Annotated in this window: 16 protein-coding genes and 1 tRNA gene; 5 read left to right on the top strand and 12 right to left on the bottom strand. The window is 65.0% G+C overall.

From position 1 onward, the window contains the following. Nucleotides 1-5: 5 nt before the first annotated feature. On the top strand, nt 6-1244 hold the full coding sequence (locus ACP4XC_RS05830) for an acetyl-CoA C-acetyltransferase (RefSeq protein WP_427173911.1): 1239 nt from the start codon (nt 6-8) through the stop codon (nt 1242-1244). A gap of 226 nt (nt 1245-1470) precedes the next feature. Here the strand turns inward: ACP4XC_RS05830 and ACP4XC_RS05825 are convergent, their stop codons facing one another. Next, on the bottom strand, nt 1471-2391 hold the full coding sequence (locus ACP4XC_RS05825; RefSeq protein ID WP_427173910.1) for a Bax inhibitor-1/YccA family membrane protein: 921 nt from the start codon (nt 2389-2391) through the stop codon (nt 1471-1473). A 523-nt stretch (nt 2392-2914) separates the two neighbouring features. Here ACP4XC_RS05825 and ACP4XC_RS05820 point away from each other — a divergent pair. From ACP4XC_RS05820 to ACP4XC_RS05805, 4 genes are read left to right on the top strand one after another with little or no spacing between them, the layout of a single operon-like run. Next, nucleotides 2915-4198 carry a branched-chain amino acid ABC transporter permease gene (locus ACP4XC_RS05820; RefSeq protein WP_427173909.1) on the top strand — a complete coding sequence of 428 codons (1284 nt, stop codon included), beginning with the start codon at nt 2915-2917 and terminating at the stop codon, nt 4196-4198. A 9-nt stretch (nt 4199-4207) separates the two neighbouring features. Further along, on the top strand, nt 4208-5176 hold the full coding sequence (locus tag ACP4XC_RS05815) for a branched-chain amino acid ABC transporter permease (RefSeq protein WP_427173908.1): 969 nt from the start codon (nt 4208-4210) through the stop codon (nt 5174-5176). Next, nucleotides 5173-6273, top strand: a complete 1101-nt coding sequence (locus tag ACP4XC_RS05810) for an ABC transporter ATP-binding protein (RefSeq protein ID WP_427173907.1) — start codon at nt 5173-5175, stop codon at nt 6271-6273. Before ACP4XC_RS05815 ends, ACP4XC_RS05810 begins: the two co-directional genes overlap by 4 nt. Further along, nucleotides 6270-7043 (top strand): ABC transporter ATP-binding protein, encoded by a 774-nt coding sequence (locus ACP4XC_RS05805; protein ID WP_427173906.1) that lies wholly within the window; start codon nt 6270-6272, stop codon nt 7041-7043. Before ACP4XC_RS05810 ends, ACP4XC_RS05805 begins: the two co-directional genes overlap by 4 nt. A 164-nt stretch (nt 7044-7207) precedes the next feature. Here ACP4XC_RS05805 and ACP4XC_RS05800 read toward each other — a convergent pair whose 3' ends face one another. From ACP4XC_RS05800 to ACP4XC_RS05750, 11 genes are all read right to left on the bottom strand, one after another. After that, a complete protein-coding gene (locus ACP4XC_RS05800; RefSeq protein WP_427173905.1) occupies nt 7208-8557 on the bottom strand; it encodes an ABC transporter substrate-binding protein in 1350 nt (449 codons plus the stop codon). Nucleotides 8558-8722: 165 nt separating this feature from the next. Further along, a tRNA-Leu gene (locus ACP4XC_RS05795) sits at nt 8723-8796 on the bottom strand. A 20-nt stretch (nt 8797-8816) separates the two neighbouring features. After that, on the bottom strand, nt 8817-9761 hold the full coding sequence (locus ACP4XC_RS05790; protein WP_427173904.1) for an N-acetyltransferase: 945 nt from the start codon (nt 9759-9761) through the stop codon (nt 8817-8819). A gap of 106 nt (nt 9762-9867) precedes the next feature. Next, nucleotides 9868-11346, bottom strand: a complete 1479-nt coding sequence (locus ACP4XC_RS05785) for an NAD(P)/FAD-dependent oxidoreductase (RefSeq protein ID WP_427173903.1) — start codon at nt 11344-11346, stop codon at nt 9868-9870. Nucleotides 11347-11398: 52 nt separating this feature from the next. Then, nucleotides 11399-12775 carry a S8 family serine peptidase gene (locus ACP4XC_RS05780; protein ID WP_427173902.1) on the bottom strand — a complete coding sequence of 459 codons (1377 nt, stop codon included), beginning with the start codon at nt 12773-12775 and terminating at the stop codon, nt 11399-11401. Between the two features lie 78 nt (nt 12776-12853). After that, nucleotides 12854-13801 (bottom strand): exopolyphosphatase, encoded by a 948-nt coding sequence (locus tag ACP4XC_RS05775; RefSeq protein WP_427173901.1) that lies wholly within the window; start codon nt 13799-13801, stop codon nt 12854-12856. Next, a complete protein-coding gene (locus ACP4XC_RS05770) occupies nt 13798-14493 on the bottom strand; it encodes a DUF501 domain-containing protein (RefSeq protein WP_427175027.1) in 696 nt (231 codons plus the stop codon). Before ACP4XC_RS05770 ends, ACP4XC_RS05775 begins: the two co-directional genes overlap by 4 nt. 103 nt (nt 14494-14596) lie before the next feature. Then, entirely contained in the window at nt 14597-15403 is an 807-nt protein-coding gene (locus tag ACP4XC_RS05765) for an FtsB family cell division protein (protein ID WP_427173900.1), read from the bottom strand. Between the two features lie 222 nt (nt 15404-15625). Next, nucleotides 15626-16906: a phosphopyruvate hydratase gene (eno, locus tag ACP4XC_RS05760; protein WP_427173899.1), complete on the bottom strand. Its 1281-nt coding sequence runs from the start codon at nt 16904-16906 to the stop codon at nt 15626-15628. A gap of 122 nt (nt 16907-17028) precedes the next feature. Next, nucleotides 17029-17682 (bottom strand): MazG nucleotide pyrophosphohydrolase domain-containing protein, encoded by a 654-nt coding sequence (locus ACP4XC_RS05755; RefSeq protein ID WP_427175026.1) that lies wholly within the window; start codon nt 17680-17682, stop codon nt 17029-17031. Between the two features lie 121 nt (nt 17683-17803). Continuing rightward, nucleotides 17804-18970, bottom strand: a complete 1167-nt coding sequence (locus ACP4XC_RS05750; protein WP_427173898.1) for an adenosine deaminase — start codon at nt 18968-18970, stop codon at nt 17804-17806.

Here is an 18970-nt window from a genome sequence, read left to right as displayed (position 1 = left end):
GGCGCATGCCAGAAGCCGTCATAGTTTCCACCGCCAGAAGCCCCATCGGCCGGGCGTTCAAGGGCTCGCTAAAGGACGAACGTCCGGATGACCTCGCCGCGGCAATGGTCACGGCCGCTCTTGCCGGAATACCGGCGTTCGATCCGCGCGCGCGGAACGGCGCCGGACTCGATGACCTCTACCTCGGCTGCGCCGAGCCCAGTGGCGAGGCCGGGTCCAATATGGCCCGGGTGGTCACCATTTTGGCTGGCCTGGACAACGTTCCAGGTGCCACGATCAACCGGTTCTGCGCCTCCAGCCTGCAGACCCTCCGCATGGCGTTCCACGCCATCAAGGCAGGCGAGGGCGACACCTTCGTTGCTGCAGGCGTCGAGGCGGTCTCCCGCTACCGCACGTGGGCCGGCGCCGGCGAAACCGATGCCGACACCCACAACCCCCTCTTCGAATCCGCACGGCGCAGAACGGAATCGCGGGCAGCCTCCAACACTCCGTGGACCGACCCCCGGCTGGGCGGCCGTCTGCCGGATATCTATATCGCGATGGGGCAGACGGCCGAGAACGTGGCCACAAGCTATGGCATCAGCCGGGCCGAGCAAGACGCCTGGGCGGTTCTGAGCCAGAACCGGGCCGAGACGGCCATCGCCTCGGGGTTCTTCGCCCGCGAAATCACGCCCTACACGCGGCGGGACGGAACGGTCCTCACCCGCGACGACTCCCCCCGCCCCGGGGTGACGATGGAAGCCGTGAGTGCCCTGCCCCCGGTGTTCCGCAGCAACGGGACGGTCACGGCCGGGAACGCCTGCCCGCTCAATGACGGCGCCACCGCGCTGGTGGTGATGAGCGATGTGCGGGCGCGCGAACTGGAGCTGGAACCGCTGGCCAGGATCGTTGCAACCGGCGTCAGCGCATTGTCCCCCGAGCTGATGGGGATGGGGCCAGTCGAGTCGACCCGCCGGGCCCTGGCCCTGGCCGGGCTGCGCATCGGGGACATCGACCTGGTGGAACTTAACGAGGCATTCGCCGTCCAGGTGGTGGCCAGCGCCCGTGAGCTCGGGATCGATCCGGGCAAACTCAACGTGCACGGCGGTGCCATCGCTCTGGGCCACCCCTTCGGCATGACGGGCGCACGCATGGCCGCCACGCTGGTGAACGGCCTCCGCGAACGCGACGCCACGCTGGGTCTGGCCACTCTCTGCGTAGGTGGCGGCCAGGGCATGGCGGTGGTGCTGGAACGGCTCAGCTGACGCACCCGCTGCACGGCCCAGGAACATGCAGGGCCAGGAACATGCACGGCCCAGGAAAAGAGGTCAGGGACGGGGCAGCGGCGTCGAGAAGGGACAACAAAAAAGGGGTCCCGCCGTTGGTATGAACTGCTCCCCGAACGTTGGACTGACAATTCAGTTCAAATTTTCGGGGAGCAGTCCAGAACGGTGGGGCCCCCTTTTGCTATGCCCTGTGGCTCAGACCTCGTCAGTCGTCACCACGGAGGATTGCCAGGAGGCGGATGATTTCCACGTACAGCCAGACCAGGGTGACGGTCAGGCCAAACGCCGCAGTCCACGAGAAGCGCTGCGGGGCGCCGCTTCGGACGCCGGCTTCAATGCTGGTGAAGTCCATGATCAGCGAAAACGCGGCCAACCCGATCGCCAGCAGCCCGATGAAGACGCCCAGCGGAATGCCGAAGATTTCAACGCTGGTGCGCAGGCCGAACGGGGAATTGACCGCTCCGGTCCACATCATCACCATGTTGACGAGGGCAAAGACCGCGTAACCGATAATGGCGATCATAAAGAAGCGCATCGCCCTCGGCGTTGCCCGAACCTTGCCGCTCTTGAAGAGCAGCAGAGTGACGGCGAAGACCGAGAGAGTCCCGATGACGGCCTGAAGGCCCACCCCAGGGTACATGGCGTCAAGCACTCGCGTCAGTCCGCCGAGGAAGAGCCCCTCGAGGCCCGCGTAGGCAAGGATCAAGGCCGGCGAGGGCTGCTTCTTGAAAGTGTTAACCATCGCGAGCACAAAGCCGCCGAGGGCGCCCACCAGCATCAGCATCATGGCCAGGCCCTGGGCGACGACGAGGGTCACCGCTGCGCCGGCCACCAGCACGCCGAGGCAGGCCGCTGTCTTCACGATGACATCGTCAAAAGTCATCCGCCCGGTGTCGGCGGGTCCTGCGGCCGGGCGGTTGTACAGGTCCTGGAGTTGGTCCTGGGTCATGCCCTGTTGCGCGGGATTCCAGCCGGCCTGGGCCTGGCCGTACGCTCCCTGGCCGAACTGGGGCTGGCCGTACTGCGGCTGGCCGTACTGTCCATAGTGAGCCTGCGGGGCAGGCGGTGCCTGGGTGGCTCCACGGAAATTCTTTCCGTTGAAGATCGGGTTTCCGCCAAGTGCCATTGCGGGTGTCCTCCAAATAAGGGGGTTGAGTGATGGTCCTGATAATTCAAGCTATCAATTTCCACGCGCGGGTAGCAGGGATAGTTCCCCTCATGGCCGACCCGCAACCCAACCGTGACAAAGCGGAGAAAAATTCCCCGCCGGAATGCAGTGCGCCGATTGCGGCGTGGGAACTGTTTAGACGCACGGGGGCTCAACAAAAGTTTTCTTCAGCTGGAGTTAATCGATACTCAGGCGGGGCTTCACGGTTGTTATCTGATCGCGATCTTCACTGTGCTTTGGCGCACGTTCTTTGACTCCGGGTGGCTGTAACATTGGCCAAGCAGGGTGACGAGTATCACAAAGTAATCCGCTTTGTGAACACCATTTTGAACAATGCACCGCCAGTCCCAGTACCCGTCTTCCTCACCGTTCGCAGCGGTTGCAATGGCGCAACCCACACCACCCCCATGTGGAGGTTTTCATTTTGAGAAGCACACCGAGAGGCCTGCCGCAAAGACGGCGCGGCAGACTGCTGAAAGCTGTGGGGGCCGTTTTCGCCGCCGTAGCCGCGCTACTGCTTATCGTTGCCCCTGCATCCCAGGCGACGACTCCTTCCCCGACACCATCCCCGTCGGCCACCCAGTTTACGAACAGCATCAGCGGCTTCCTGCGTGGCGATGACCGCGCTCCGATCGCCGGCGTGACCATTACCGCCACAAGCGGCAATTTCACGGGAACTGCAAAATCAAGTGCCAATGGCGCATGGACCATCGGCGTTCCCACCCAGGGGACGTACGAGGTCAAGCTCGATGAATCCACCCTGCCGCAGGGCATCAAGCTCGCCGAAGGCCAGGAAAACCCCCGCAAAGTCACGTTCAGCCAGACCTCCAACCTCTCGGTGATCTTCGCTTTTGGCAAGGGCATCGTGATCCAGCAGCAGGACTTCGGCCAGAACCTGCTCAACCGGCTCGTGGCGGGTCTGAGCTTTGGACTGTTGCTTGCCCTCGCATCCGTGGGCCTCTCATTGATCTTCGGCACCACCGGCCTGACCAACTTCGCGCATGGCGAGATGGTCACACTAGGGGCCGTCCTTGTGTTCGCGTTCAACGCCATGAACCTGCCGTTCTGGCTTGCCATCGTCCTCGCCCTGCTTGGCGGCGGGCTGTTCGGCTACGTCCAGGATGCTGGCCTGTGGAAGCCGCTTCGGCGACGCGGCACCGGCCTGGTCCCGATGATGATTGTCAGCATCGGCCTGGCGCTCGCCGTCCGCTACGTGATCCAGTTCTACTTCGGCGGCGCGACCCAGCAGCTGCCGTTCGCCCAGAGCGCCGAGATCCAGATCGGTCCAGTGTCGATCTCTCCCAATAACCTCTGGTCACTCGTCATCAGCGCGGTGGTTATCGCCCTGATCGGCATCGTCCTGCTCAAGACCCGGCTGGGCAAGGCCACCCGGGCGGTGGCCGACAACCCGGCTCTGGCTGCGGCATCGGGCATCGACGTCGACTCCGTCATCCGAATCGTCTGGGTGGTCGGCGGTATGCTGGCCTCCCTCGGCGGCATCCTCTGGGCGTACTACCGGCCCGGCGTCACCTTCGACATGGGATCGCAGATCCTTTTGCTCATTTTCGCCGGCGTCACCCTCGGCGGCCTCGGCACGGTCTTCGGCGCACTGATCGGGTCCGTCATCGTCGGCATCTTCGTGGAGCTGACCACCGTGTTCGGCCTCGCCGCCGACCTAAAATATGTGGGAGCACTGTTCATCATGATCGTTGTCCTCTTGTTCCGGCCTCAGGGCATTCTGGGCCGCCGCGAGCGCGTGGGTTAGGAGACTGCCATGAACTTCGGATTCATTCTCTCAAGCGCTGCCGGCGAACTGTTCAGCCCGACGACGGCGGCCTACGCCCTCGCCGCGCTGGGCCTTGCAGTCCATTTCGGCTACTCGGGCCTGTTGAACTTCGGCCAGGCCGGCTTTATGGCGGTGGGAGCCTACGGCTTCGCCATCTCCACCCTGACGTTTCATGTGCCCTTCTTCGTGGGCCTGCTGATCGCGGTGGTGGCATCTTCCATCTTTGCCCTCCTTCTGGGTATCCCCACGCTGCGCCTGCGGGCGGACTATCTGGCCATCGTCACCATCGCGGCGGCGGAGATCGTCCGCTATATCGTCACAACCAACCAGTTGACGTCGGTGACGGGTTCGGCCAACGGTCTCGCCGCCTTCGAAGGCGACTTCTACGCCATGAACCCGTTCCCCGAAGGAACCTACCTGGGCATGAACAACAGGGACTTCTTCATCCGCGTTGCCGGTTGGGGACTGGTAATCGTTTGCTGCATCCTGGTGTGGCTGCTGATGCGCAGCCCCTGGGGACGTGTGCTCAAGGGCATCCGCGAGGACGAGAACGCTGTCCGTTCCCTCGGCAAGAACGTGTACTCCTACAAGATGCAGGCCCTCGTGATCGGCGGTGTCCTCGGCGCCCTCGCCGGCATGATCTTCACCCTGCCCCGGGGCGCGGTCCAGCCAGCCAACTACGGCACGGAACTAACGTTTTTCCTCTACACCTGCCTCCTGCTGGGCGGCCTCGGCACCGTGCTGGGACCGGTTGTGGGCGCCATGATCTTCTGGGTGGTGCTTTCCCTGACGCAGGGCATCCTCTACGGCCTGATTGAATCCGGCACCGTCACCTGGCTGAATACGGTGCAGGCAGGCCAGCTTCGTTACATCCTGGTGGGCATCGCGCTGATGCTGCTGATGATCTTCAGGCCCCAAGGCGTCTTCGGCAACAAGAAGGAGCTGGCGTTCGCATGAGCACGCAAAGCGAAGAATCCGGAAACTCAACGAATTCCGGAAATGCAGGAGAAATCGACTACATGACGGACACACGGCCCATTGCCGCCGGCGAGAACGTGCCCGGCTGCAAGAAGCGGGATCCGATCGTGGTGGCTGACAATGTCACCCGAAGCTTCGGCGGCATTAACGCCGTCGACGTCGAACACCTTGAGATCCCGCGCCACAAGATCACCGCTCTGATCGGGCCCAACGGCGCGGGCAAGACCACCCTGTTCAACCTGCTTACCGGATTCGACACCCCCAACTCGGGCAAGTGGCAGTTCGAAGGGCAGAGCATCGCAGGCGTCTCGTCCTACAAAGTTGCCAGGATGGGAATGGTGCGGACGTTCCAGCTCACCAAGGTGATGGGCAAGCTCACGGTCATGGAGAACATGCGTCTCGGCGCCTCCAACCAGGCCGGCGAGCGGCTTTCCAAGGCCCTTTTCAAGGGACTCTGGGGCGGCCAGGAGAAGAAGATCACCGAAGATGCCAACGTGCTGCTGCAGAAGTTCAAGCTGGATGCGAAGAAAGACGACTACGCGGCGTCCCTCTCCGGCGGCCAGCGCAAGCTGCTTGAAATGGCCCGTTCGCTGATGGTCCGCCCCAAGCTGGTCATGCTCGATGAGCCGATGGCAGGGGTCAATCCGGCCCTGACCCAGTCGCTGCTGGACCACATCAAAAACCTCAAGGCGGAGGGCATGACTGTGTTGTTCGTCGAGCACGACATGCACATGGTCCGCCACATCGCCGACTGGGTTGTGGTGATGGCCGAGGGCAAGATCGTGGCTGAAGGACCGCCCGCCGAGGTGATGAAGAACCCCGCCGTTATTGACGCTTACCTGGGCGCCCATCACGATGTGGACCTGGGTGATACGGAGGGGATCAAGGAACTGGCAGCGGAACTGGTGGCAGACGAGGAATCGATCGTCGGCACGGAGAACGCCGGCATTATCTCCCTCGACGTCGTCGCTGCCGAGCAGGAGGACGACAGACGCGGACGTCCCGCAACCGGCGGGGCCGCGAACGGCAAGCACAGCGCCGAAGAGCCCCGCCGCACGGAAAAGGATACAGAATGAGCGCCACCAGCGCGGCCGCCGCCGCACAGCCCGTGCACGATGCGGATTCAGTCGTCAAGGTCACCGATCTGGTCGCCGGGTACATCCCGGGCGTCAATATCCTCAACGGTTGCAGTATCGAAGCCCGCAAAGGCGAGTTGATCGGAATCATCGGACCCAACGGCGCGGGCAAGTCCACACTGCTGAAGGCAATGTTCGGCCTGGTCAAAGTTCACTCCGGCTCGGTGGTGGTCCGCGGCCAGGACATCACGGGACTGAAGGCGAACAAACTCGTTAGCCGGGGTGTCGGGTTTGTGCCGCAGACCAACAACGTGTTTGCCGCGCTCACCATCGAGGAAAACCTGCAGATGGGCATGTTCCAGCGGCCCAAGGACTTTGCCCAGCGGTTCGACTTCGTGACCAGCCTTTTTCCCGAACTCGGCAAGCGCCGCGCCCAGCGGGCAGGCTCGCTTTCCGGTGGCGAACGGCAGATGGTGGCGATGGGGCGGGCACTGATGATGGACCCTGCCGTGCTTCTGCTCGACGAGCCCTCCGCAGGCCTCTCCCCGGTCAAACAGGACGAGACCTTCCTCCGGGTTCACGAGATCAACCGGGCCGGCGTTTCCGTGATCATGGTGGAGCAGAACGCACGGCGCTGCCTGCAGATCTGTGACCGCGGCTACGTTCTGGACCAGGGCAAGGATGCCTACACGGGCACCGGCCGGGAACTCATGAAGGACCCGAAGGTCATTCAGCTCTACCTCGGAACCCTCGCCGATACTGTCGAGTAGGCCGCACCGGGCACCGTTCTGAAGGGCCGTCACCGCTTGGTGGCGGCCCTTCAGTGTGTGCCGGGCGGACTCCCCCTCCGGAGCGCCCCAGGTTGATCGCGGGCAACAGAAGACCCCCGTCCGGGCCGGACGGGGGTCTTCTGTCAGTCGTTCGGGAAAGCGGCTTAGAGCTTGCCGAATTCTTCCTTCACGGGCTTGTAGGTGTTGTCGTCCTGGTACTGGTAGATGCCGATGTAGGCTTCCGTCGGGTCACCGGCGTCGGAGAAGGTTACGGGGCCGGACTGACCGTCGTAGTCGATGTCCTTGCCGTTACGGAGCAGGGTGACGCAGGAGGCGAAGTTGTTGCATTTCTCGCCGCCTTCGGAGACGTCCTTGAGGTGCTTGGCAATCTCTGTGCCCTTGGTGCTCTTGGCTTCTTCGGTGGCCAGCGCGATCAGGTTGACGGCGTCGTAGGACTCTCCGGCGTAGCTGTAATCCTTGAGGCCCGGATCGATGGCCAGCAGCTTCTTCTTGAAGTCATCCTTGGCGAAGGTGCCGGGGATGGTGCCCTGGGCGCCCTTCAGGGTGCCTGCCTGGAAGTCCTTGCTGTAGTCGGACATGTTGCCGTCCACCATGAAAATCTGGGTCGGCTTGACGCCCTTGCCGGTCATCAGCGGCACAATGCTCTTGGCCTGGTCGAAGGTGATCAGGGCGATTGCGTCGGGCTTGGCTGCGAGGACCTTGTCCACCTGGCTGCTGAACTGTGAATCACCCTCATTGAAGAGTTCCTGGGCGACTACCTTGCCCCCGGCTGCTTCGACTGACGCCTGAACGTTCTTGGCAAGGCCGGTTCCGTAAGCGTCGTTCAATACGATCATGCCAACGGTCTGGGCGCCACAGGTGGCCATGTAGTTGCCGAGGACTTTGCCCTGGAGCACATCCGAGGGTGCGGTCCGCCAGTAGAGGCCCTTGTCATCCCAGGTGGTGAAGTCCGGAGAGGTGTTGGCCGGGGAGAACTGAATCACACCGGCGCCGGTGATCTGGTTGATGACGGTCTTGGAGACGCCGGAAGAAGCCGCGCCGATGATTGCGCTGACGCCCTGTCCGAGGAGCGCCGTGGTGGACTGGGTGGCGATGTCGGTCTTGGTGTCACCGGAGTCGCGGTGGATCACTTCGACCGGCTTGCCGAGCACTCCGCCTGCATCATTGACTTCCTTGATGCCAAGGTTGACGCCCGCAATTTCGGGCGGCCCGAGGAATGCCAGCGAGCCCGTTGTCGGCAGGAGGGATCCGATCTTCAGGGGGGTGTCCGTGGTGGTGGTGGAAGGAGGCACGGAGCCGCCTGCTGCGGCTGAGCTGGTTCCTGCACCGCTTGCGCTGGCAGTCGGGCATGCGATGCCGGCTGCCGCGGCTGAGCTGGAGCCTGTCGAACTCGGGGTGGACGAGCCGCCACAAGCCGTAGCCAGAAGGGCGACGCCGATGCTAAGCGCTGTGAGCTTGGCAATGCGCGGCGCCGCCTGGGGGAGTGCAATCATCTAGAGTCTCCTCGATCGAAAGGTGCGAACGGCCTTTGATGCGAATCATCAGGTATTCCTGATTCCACTTCAAGCTAGTGCAAATCGCCCTCGAACATAAGTGACTATGGTCACATCCTTATAACACTCGTTGCATATGGGAAACCATTGTCTGGAGTAAATAAGTGCCCCAGGTGGGACTCGAACCCACAACACGCGGATTTTAAGTCCGCTGCCTCTGCCAATTGGGCTACTGGGGCGCCCCGTCAATGGTATCCCGTCACATCGCCGCCAACGGTCCGGCATACCGGAATGTTCCGTGAATGCCGCCAGGCCAGACGGCCAGCGGGAGTAGCTGAAAGTCGTCCCCCCACTCCGGTTTGGGCGGTTGGATGCCCAGCGAAGTCGAGGACACGAACCCGAAGCGCGAGTAGTATTCGGGGCTGCCCAGCAGCGCTATGCCCCGCTCCCCCGCAGCGTTGGCCCGCATCACCGTTTCGTGGATCAGGGCGGATCCGATCCCGTGGCGCTGCAGGCGCGGAACCACCCCGATGGGGCCAAGACCGAGCAGTCCAAGCTCCCCCACCCACCCCCGGGTGCTGATGGCGTACCCCACGATTTCGCCGTCGAGTTCGGCCACGATGCTGAACGCCGGAAGGTACTCTTCGCAGTCGAACAACTGCCGAAGAAGCCCCACCTCCGCCGGCTCACCGTCCACCGGGAGGCCCGTGAGGGGCGAAACCGAAAAGGCGGCGGCCGTCAGGGCCAGGATCGCGTCCCGGTCCTCGGGCGTCTCGGTGCGCAGGAGCAGTTTCGCGGCGGTCCGCTGGGAAGTGTCCCCGGCAAGCTCGTGCAGGACTTCGAGGGCCCGGTCGGCGTCGGCCACCGGCACGAGGAGGTGGTCGTGGTGAAACCCGGCTAATACGTTGCAGTTGATCTGCGCGTCTGTGAGGGCCGCGCTCACTGCGGCGGTGAGGCCAAGCGCTTCCGAGGTGGAATGCACCTCCAAAGTGATCCAGGCGCCGACGAAGTCGTAATGCAGCCCCATCGCGTCCGCTTCCGCCCGCGGAAGGACGGCCGTCAGTCCTTCGGCTTCCCGCACGGCCGCCTCGATGGCAGGCGCCAGGGGTTTGCCGTACGGCCACAGGACGTAGACGTACTCGCCCTCACGCCGCACAGGGTGGATTGTGGCCAGAAGAGTCCGGATATCCTTTTCGCCAGTCATTGGGCCATTAAACATCACGGCCCCGCGTCTGCGCCCAATAACAACGGCGGCTGCCCCCGTGAGGGAGCAGCCGCCGTCGTGCGTTTGGACCGTTTGCTTCGTCTTTTTACTTCGTGTCGGCGGAAACGGTTTGCTTCTGCGGAGCGTTGTTGCCGGCGCTGCCGGAGGCGGCCGGCTTCTCGGCAGCCTCGGCGGCGGGTGCGGCGGCAGGCTTGGGAGCCGGCGTGGCAGCCGCGACGAACGCGCCGCGCGGGTTGTCCAGGTCCATCAGCTGCGTGGTGTCGCGGCCGAGGAACAGGGCCCAGAACCAGCCGGAGATCACGCGGATCTTGCGCTCGATCGTGGGCATGGCCAAGCCGTGGTAGCCACGGTGCGCCAGCCAAGCCAGCGGGCCCTTGAGCCCGATGCGGCCAACCAGGTTGATGTTGGCCACGCCCTTCCATTCGCCGAAGCCGGCAACGGCGCCCAGGTTCTTGTGCTTGTAGTCCTTGAGCGGCTTGTTCCAGCGGGAGGCCCACAGGTTCTTGGCCAGGCGCTTGGCCTGGCGAAGGGCGTGCTGGGCGTTCGGCACGCAGGTGCCGTCCGGCAGGCCGCTGCCGGTGAGGTCGGGGACCGCAGCGACGTCGCCGGCTGCCCAGGCGTTCTCGATGATGCCCTCGTCGCCCGCGATACGCAGGTCCGGCAGGACCCGGACTCGTCCGCGCGGCTCAAGCGGGAAGTCGGTGGACCGGACCATCGGGTTGGCCTGCACGCCGGCAGTCCAGACAAGGGTGTCCGACTCGAATTCCTGCGCGGGGGTCTTGTCCGGAAGGTTGATGAGCTTCAGGGAGCCTTCGGCGTTGTCCAGCGAAGTATTAAGCAGCACCTCGATGCCGCGGCTGCGCAGGTGCTCCACAACCCATTCGGCCTGCTTGGCCGTGACCTCGGGCATGATCCGCCCCATGGCCTCGACCAGGACGAAGCGGATTTCCTCCTGCTTGACGCGCGGGTTGTTCTTGACCGCGGCGCGGGCGAGGTCTTCCATTTCGGTGATGCACTCGATGCCGGCGAAGCCGCCTCCGACGACGACGAAAGTCAGGGCGCGGGCGCGCTCCACGGGGTCGGTCATGAGGGAGCCGGTCTCGATACGCTCAAGGACCTTGTTGCGCAGGGCCACCGCTTCCTCGATGGTCTTCAGGCCGATGCCCTTGTCCGCCAGGCCCTTGATCGGGAACGTGCGCGTGATCGCACCGGCGGCCACAACGACGTCGAAGTAAGGGATCTCAAAGTTTTCGCCGCCGTCTGCCGGTGCAACCACGGCTGTACGGTTGGCGTGGTCAATCGAGGTGACGCGGCCTTCGATCAATTCCGTCTGCTTCAGGTGCTGGCGGTGGGAGACGACGGCGTGCCGCGCCTCGATGTTGCCACCGGCAACTTCCGGCAGGAAGGGCTGGTAAGTCATGTAGGGCAGGGGATCCACGATGGTAACGATGCCACCGGCATTCGCGATCTTGTTCTGCAGTTTGAGGGCTACGTACAGGCCGACGTACCCGCCGCCGACGACGAGTACCCTGGGACGGTCCTGGAGCTGAGGGGAGGATGCCATGCGTCAAGAATACAGTAGTTTGTGAAAAACTTCACTAACTTCTAGTGAGCTCTCACTGCGTCCCCGGATCCACCCGTTCAAGGTCTCCCGTATCGGGTTCCTCAGGGGCCGCCGCCGCACTCCGTGACGCTTTTTTCAGCTGGAAACCGGCCGCCACGATAATGGCGACGAACAGCGCGCTGAAGCCCAGGACCACCAGGGCGGGGACGGCGTTGTCCAGCTGGGACGGGGCCTCGGCCACCGGGACCGTGGCATTGGGAAGGGTGGGCGCAGCACTCGTGGGGCTGTTGCTGGGAACCACCGCGGGCACGCTTGCGAGGTTGCCGCGGCGGTGGACCCTGATCCAGTCAGCGATGGAGCCCAACGGATTGACCTTCGTTTCCGGCACGTCCTCTTTCAGGGCCGCCTCGGCGTTGAGCACGCCGAAACCGTAGATGGGGTCCTTGCCCGGTGCTCCTGCGTCCTTGGCGGTGGTGACGATGCGGTTGATGACCTGGCTCGCCGTCATCTCCGGCCACTTGGAACGGATCAGCGCCGCGACGCCGGAGACTATGGGGGTGGCCCCGGAGGTCCCGGCCCATTCCGCGTACCCTCCGCCGGGCATGCCCCCGATCAGGTTCTCAGCCGGAGCCGCCACGCCGATGCTGATTCCCTGCGATGACGAATCAATGCTGGCGGCTCCTGCCCGGTCGAGCCCTGCCACCGTCAGGACGCCCGGGATGGTGGCGGGTGCGCCCACCTGTACGTTGCCGCCCTGCCGGTTTCCGGCCGCGGCGACTATGACGACGTCTTTCTGCTCCGCGTACAGAAAGGCCGCGTCCCAGCTCTGCGGCCATTCCGGTGACGTGCTGCCGAGGGAAATGTTGATGACGCGGGCGCCATTGTCCACGGCCCAACGCACGGCGGCCGGAATCTGCTCCTGGTCGCTCTTGCCGCCGGGGTTGGGCGATCCCAGCCACGTGGATACGGACAGGATCTGGGCTTCGGGCGCCACGCCGACGATGCCGTCGGGGCCGGTTGACGGCGAGGCGCCCGGGGAAGGCTTGGCGGTGGAGTCTTTGGGCTGGTGGCCGCGGCCGGCAAGCATGGTGGCCACCAGGGTGCCGTGCTCCGGTTTGGCCCCGATACTTTTCTGTCCGTCGGGGTTGCCGGCCCCCGACGCGTCCGATCCGCCCACCACCACGCCGCCAAGGTCCGGGTGTCCGCCGTCCACGCCGCTGTCAATAACCGCCACTTTGACGTTGGCGCCCTTGGAGACGTCCCACGCCTTGGTGATGCCGGACTCGGACAGCCAGTATTCCTTGTCACGCCAGGAATCCGCGTGGGCGTCCGGGCCCACCAGGAGTGTCCCCGCCATGGCGCCGGCGGCAAGGACCGCGGCCGTCAGGGCGGCGGCAATCCGTCCGGGACGGGTTGATGCTCTGGTCATTGGGGTCCAATCGGCTCTCTGTCTGGTCTCCTGCGCTGTTTGTCTGTTGTCCCGCGCAGCGGATTTGTCCGGCGCCAGCTAGAGGATGCTCAAGGCGATTCCGTCGAGGATGTCATGCTCGCTGGCGAGGGCACTGGTGATCCGTCCCTCGGTGGCCTGTTCGAGCCGTTCCAGGACACGCCGCCACACCAGCCCTCCTGCGCCGATGACGTCCACGCGTCCCGGATGCATGTAGGGAAGGTCGGCCCGGGCGGCCCGGGTCATTTCCAGCAGGTCCGTGCAGGCGTCGCTGACCGTCCGGAGCGGAAGCTCAGAGCCGTGAATCGCCGAAGGTGAATATTCCGGCAGGCGGAGCGCATGGGCCGTGATGGTGGTGACGGATCCCGCCACGCCTACGACGGCGGTGGTGCGGTCCAGCGGAACAACCAGCGCCGCTTCAGTGATGGCGGCGTCGATGTCGGCCTCCGCCGCGGCGATCTGCTCCGGCGTCGGGGGGTCGTTACGCAAGTGGCGTTCGGTCATCCTAACGCAGCCGACGTCCACGGACTTGGCGGCGATGACTCCGTTGGCGTCGCCGAGCACGAATTCGGTGCTCCCGCCGCCCAGATCCACCACCAGCACAGGATCCGCGCCTCGGGACGGGAGGACGCTGCTTGCACCCGCGAAGGAGAGCGCGGCTTCCTCGTCGCCGGAAATCACTTCCGGCTCGACGCCCAGCAGCTCCCGGATGCCGTCCACAAAAACCTGCCGGTTCCGGGCGTCCCGGGTGGCCGAGGTCGCCACGAAGCGGACTTTGCCGGCGCCGTGTTCCCGGATCAGCGCGGCGTAATCCGCCGTCGCGGCGAAGGTGCGCTCCAGCGCATCCTGCGCCAGTTCGCCGGTGGCGTCCACGCCCTGCCCCAGCCGGACAACGCGCATTTCGCGCACCACGTCGGTGAGCTTTCCGTCGGATCCGTCCCCCTCGGCGTCCGCAATGAGCAGTCGGATGGAGTTTGTTCCACAGTCGATGGCGGCAACACGGGTCATTCGGCGGCCTCCGTCGAATCGGCGGTTTGGGATTGCTTGGTCTTTCGGACTGGTGCGGGACGGCCCACGATGCCGGGCAGTCCCTGCGGGCCGTGGCGGCTGAGGTCCCGGGAGGGGGCCTCCCCCCCGGTGTCCCAGGCGCCGTCGCAGTAGCAGCGGTCCGGAGTCCACCATTCGGCGATGGCGTCCAGTGCCTCATCGCCGAGCGGGTTGACGCCGCGTCCGGCGGCGAGGGAGTGGCCGGCCAGTACGTGCAGGCACTTCACGCGGGTGGGCATCCCGCCGGCGGAGACGCCGTCGATCTCAGGCACGTCCCCGGTCCCGGCCCGGCCGCCGATTTCCGCCCGGGACGCCAAATAGGCCTCGTGAGCGGACCGGTAGCGGGCGGCAAGATCGGGGTCAACCGCGAGGCGGTCGTTCATCTCGTTCATCAGTCCGGTGGCCTCGAGGCGGGAGACTGCGGCGGTGATGACGGGGTGCGTCAGGTAGAAAGTTGTGGGGAACGGGGTCCCGTTGCTCAGCCTGGGGGAAGTGGCGGCCACCAGCGGGTTGCCGCAGACGCACCGGGCGGGGATCTCGACGACGTCCCGGACCGGGCGCCCCAGCTGGCGGCTGAGGACGTCCAGGTCCTGCGCAGACGGCTGACGGGACCCCTCAGCCGTTGCTGTTGACCCTGATTGCCTTTCGTTCACGTCCACTGCGTTGTCACCGGTTGATTTCTCGTCCACTGGCGCGGCCGCCTTCCTGCCCTTTTGGGGCCGCCCCGTGGGGTCAGCCCGGCGGCGGGCACCGCTGCTAGTCTGTTGCCGAACGCCTGATGGATTCCCAAAGGGAGTCCACCCACGGCAGGTTGGCCGGGTCCTGCGCCGATCCCGCGCTGGTCTGGCCGTTGGTGGTTCCGGCCGGCAGATCGCTGCCAAAAACCCAATAGCCCGTCTCACCCGGCATAACCATGTTAATGCGGTCGCGGGCCTGCTGTTTCACGTAGTTCGGATCCTGCCACCGCGAAACCTGCAGTTTCAGGTTGTCCTGCTCCGCTTTGCGGGCCGCGATGTCGGCTTCCAGCCCCGCGATCTCGGCCCGCTTGTCGATAAAGATCTTCACGGTCGGAGCCAACATGATGGTGATGGCGATCATCACCACGGCCAACGCAAGCATCCTTCCCGAGAAAGCCTTCGCGGGCACGGGATCGTGATGGTCATCGGGGCCGGAGGCCCGGTCCTTCTTCCATTGACCGGTCGCCGTATCAGCCGGGGCGCGGTGAGGTGCGGAGGGGCCGCCGGCGCCCTGCCTTGGGGCAGACGCACCGGCCTTGGCTGATCCTGTCCGGGCGGATCCTGTTCTGGCGGAAGCTGTTCGAGCGGAAGCTGTTCTGGCCGAGGCAGCCGTGCCCGTATCGCGTGCGGACGTGTCCTTGGCAGCGCCAGCGCCCCGCGCGGAGCTCTCCTTGGCCGGCGGATGCGCCGGCCTGGCTTCCGTGCCGGTTGAGGAGTTCCGGTGGGCGCCGAAATCGGCGCGGATGACGTCGGCGTCGTCGCTCGTGTCCTGGGACTGACGTGCCACCGGGGTGGCCCGGGGAACCTTGGGACGGCGGGTAGCCATGACACTCCTGTAATGCCCGGTCCTCACTGGGCTGTGTTGCTTCTCGTGCTGCTGTTGGTCTGTTGCTGCCTGTGCCGTGTTGCCGCTTGTGCAGTTTTACTGCCTGTGCCGTGTTGCCTGCAGGGAATGGCCTGAACCGGCGGCACAAACACAGCCTGCACATACAGAACCGGTGGCCATGGTCTTTCAACCATAGCCACCGGTCAATTGTTTTCGCGGATACTAGCCCTTGAAACGCGGGAAGGCGCTGCGTCCGGCGTAGCGTGCGGCGTCGTCGAGTTCCTCTTCAATGCGCAGCAGCTGGTTGTACTTCGCGACGCGCTCGGAACGGGCCGGGGCACCGGTCTTGATCTGGCCGGCGTTGGTGGCAACGGCAATGTCGGCGATCGTGGTGTCCTCGGTCTCGCCGGAACGGTGCGAGGTGATGGTGGTGTAACCGGCACGCTGGGCGAGGGAAACGGCGTCCAGCGTTTCGGTCAGGGAGCCGATCTGGTTGACCTTCACGAGCAGGGAGTTCGCCGTGGCGGAGTCGATTCCCTGCTGCAGGCGGATCGGGTTGGTGACAAAGAGGTCATCGCCCACGAGCTGGACCTTGTCGCCGATGGCGTCGGTGAGGGTCTTCCAGCCTTCCCAGTCGTTCTCGTCCAGCGGATCCTCGATGGAGACCAGCGGGTAGTCGGCCACGAGTTCGGCATAGTAGTTGCTCATCTCGGTGGCCGTCAGGGCCTTGCCTTCGAACTGGTAGGCGCCGTCGGTGAAGAATTCCGAGGAGGCGACGTCCAAGGCCAGGGCGATGTCCTTGCCCGGGGTGTAGCCGGCGTTCTTGATGGCTTCCTGAATCAGGTCCAGGGCAGCGCGGTTGGACGGCAGGTTCGGGGCGAAGCCGCCCTCGTCGCCCAGGCCGGTGGAGAGGCCCTTGGCCTGCAGGACGGACTTGAGGTTGTGATACACCTCAACACCCCAGCGCAGGCCCTCGGAGAAGGTCTCGGCGCCGATCGGGGCGATCATGAATTCCTGGATGTCGACGTCGGAATCCGCGTGCGAGCCACCGTTGAGGATGTTCATCAGCGGCACCGGCAGGACGTGGGCGTTCGGGCCGCCCAAGTACTTGTACAGCGGCAGGTCGGCCGAGGCAGCGGCGGCGTTGGCCACGGCGAGGGACACACCGAGGATGGCGTTGGCGCCCAGCTTGGCCTTGTTCGGGGTGCCGTCCAGGTCGATCATGGCCTGGTCGATGCTGCGCTGGTCTGTGGCGTCGAAGCCGGTCAGAGCAGGGGCGATCTGATCGATTACGGCGTCGACGGCCTTCTGGACGCCCTTGCCGAGGTAGCGACCCTTGTCGCCGTCACGGAGTTCAACGGCCTCGTGCTCGCCGGTGGAGGCACCAGAGGGAACTGCTGCGCGGCCGATCTGGCCATCGGAGAGCAGAACTTCAACTTCTACGGTCGGGTTGCCACGGGAATCGAGGATCTCGCGGGCGTGAATGGCATCGATAAGCGCCATGAATATGCTCCTTATGGTGAAGCGATTTACTGGGAATCTAGCGGAAAATCTCGACGTCCTCGTCAGGGACTAGCGTAGTCGAGAGTGGTGAAGGTTACTGAAACCTATCCAGTACCCGGACGTCATGCTGGCGGCAGTTGGGGGTTTTCCCGGCTGCCCTGATATCGCCGGACGGCCCCGCGAAGGGCCCGTTCGGCGTCGAATCCACTGGCACGGGCTGCCGCTACGACGCTGAAGAGCAGGTCTCCGAGTTCCTCCTCCGTTGCCGGCAGGCCTGACGCGGGTGCGTGTGAAGCCGGCCCGGGCGAAGCCGGTGCCTCCACGGGCGGACCGGCGTCGGGCTCAGGCACCGGCGGCGCCAGGCCTGCCCGCTCGGCACGGTCCAGGGTCTTCTGTGCCCTGGCCAGGGCGGGTAGGTCCCGGGGAATCCCCTCGAAGGGGCCGCCGCGGTCCGGCTTCTCAGCCAGTTTGACGGCGTCCCACTTCCGCACGATTTCATCCACCGTGGCCGGGAAGGAATCCTGCAACGAGCCGTCCGGCCGGAACACATGCGGATTCCGGCGGATCATTTTCGCAGCCAGGCCCCGGGCGACGTCGTCGAAATCAAAGGCGCCGCGCTCCTCGGCGAGCCGGGCGTGCAGCACCACCTGCAGGAGAACGTCACCGAGCTCGGCCCGAAGTTCCGCCTCCCCGGCGCCCGTTTCGATGGTTTCGGCGACTTCAAAGGCTTCCTCAAGGAGATATTCCACAAGGGACCCATGGGTCAGCGCCCCCATCCAGGGGCAGTGCTCGCGCAAAGCGGCTATCGTCCGTAGCAGTTCCCCCACTGCGCAGGCCCGGCCGGGGACCCCGCCGGTGGCGGGGCCGTCCGGCGCGGACACAGTACCGGACCCGTCGTTAGGCGAGGTTGGCGTAGGCGTCGTTGATGTACTCAACGAGGGCTTCCTTCTCCTCCAGGGGCAGGAATGCAGCCTCGGCGGCGTTCAGGGTCAGTTCCAGCAGGTCGTCAAGGTCGTAGTCGAACGTCTCTACGAGGAGTTCGAACTCGTCCGTGAGGGTCACGCCGCTCATGAGGCGGTTATCGGTGTTGATGGTGACGTTGAAGCCGAGCTGGTAGAGCATGTCCAGCGGGTGGCTTTCGATGCCCTCGCCGAAACCTGCGATGGCGCCGGTCTGCAGGTTCGAAGACGGGCAGATCTCCAGGGCGATGCCGCGGTCGCGCACCCAGCTGGAGAGCTCACCCAGGGTCACCATGCCGATGTTGTCGTTGACTGCGTCTCCGGCCGCATCCTCCGAGGCGTTGTCTTCGTCCTCTTCGAACTCAACGGCGATGTCCTCGGCGATCCGCACGCCGTGGCCCAGGCGCAGGGCGCGGCCATCCACCAGGGCGGACTGGATGCTTTCAAGTCCTGCGGCTTCGCCGGCGTGCACCGTGGCCGGGAAGTTGTGCTGCGCAAGATAGGTGAACGCGTCGCGGAAGCGGGACGGCGGGAATCCGTCCTCGGCACCGGCAATGTCGAAGCCCACGGCGCCCTTGTAGCGGTGACGGACGGCCAGCTCGGCGATCTCCTGGCCCCTGTCAGCATGGCGCATGGCCGTAATGAGCTGGCCCACCTGGATCTCGCGTCCGGTTTCGGCCACTGCGTCAACGCCAGCCTCAAGGCCGGCCTGGACAGCTTCAACCACTTCGTCGAGGGTCAGGCCCTTCTGAAGGTGCTGTTCGGGGGCCCATCGAACCTCGCCGTACACCACGCCGTCGTCGGCCAGGTCTTCGACAAACTCCTGGGCCACCCGGAACAGGCCCTCCTTGGTCTGCATCACGGCAACGGTGTGATCGAATGTTTCGAGGTAGCGGACCAGCGAGCCGGAGTCCGCGGATTCGCGGAACCACTCCCCCAAGGCCACGGGGTCCGTGGAAGGGAGCGTGTGGCCCGCGGCCTCGGCAAGCTCAATGATGGTGGCCGGCCGGAGCCCGCCGTCCAGGTGGTCGTGAAGGGATACCTTGGGGAGGCCCTTCAGGTCGAAGTCGAGGGCAGGGGCAGCATCAGGAATGGTCTCAGTCAC

Source organism: Arthrobacter sp. 92 (genome assembly GCF_050260325.1).
GTDB lineage: Bacteria > Actinomycetota > Actinomycetes > Actinomycetales > Micrococcaceae > Arthrobacter.
The sequence above is the reverse complement of the archived record's forward strand: the minus strand, read 5'-3'. Positions and strand labels throughout refer to the sequence as shown.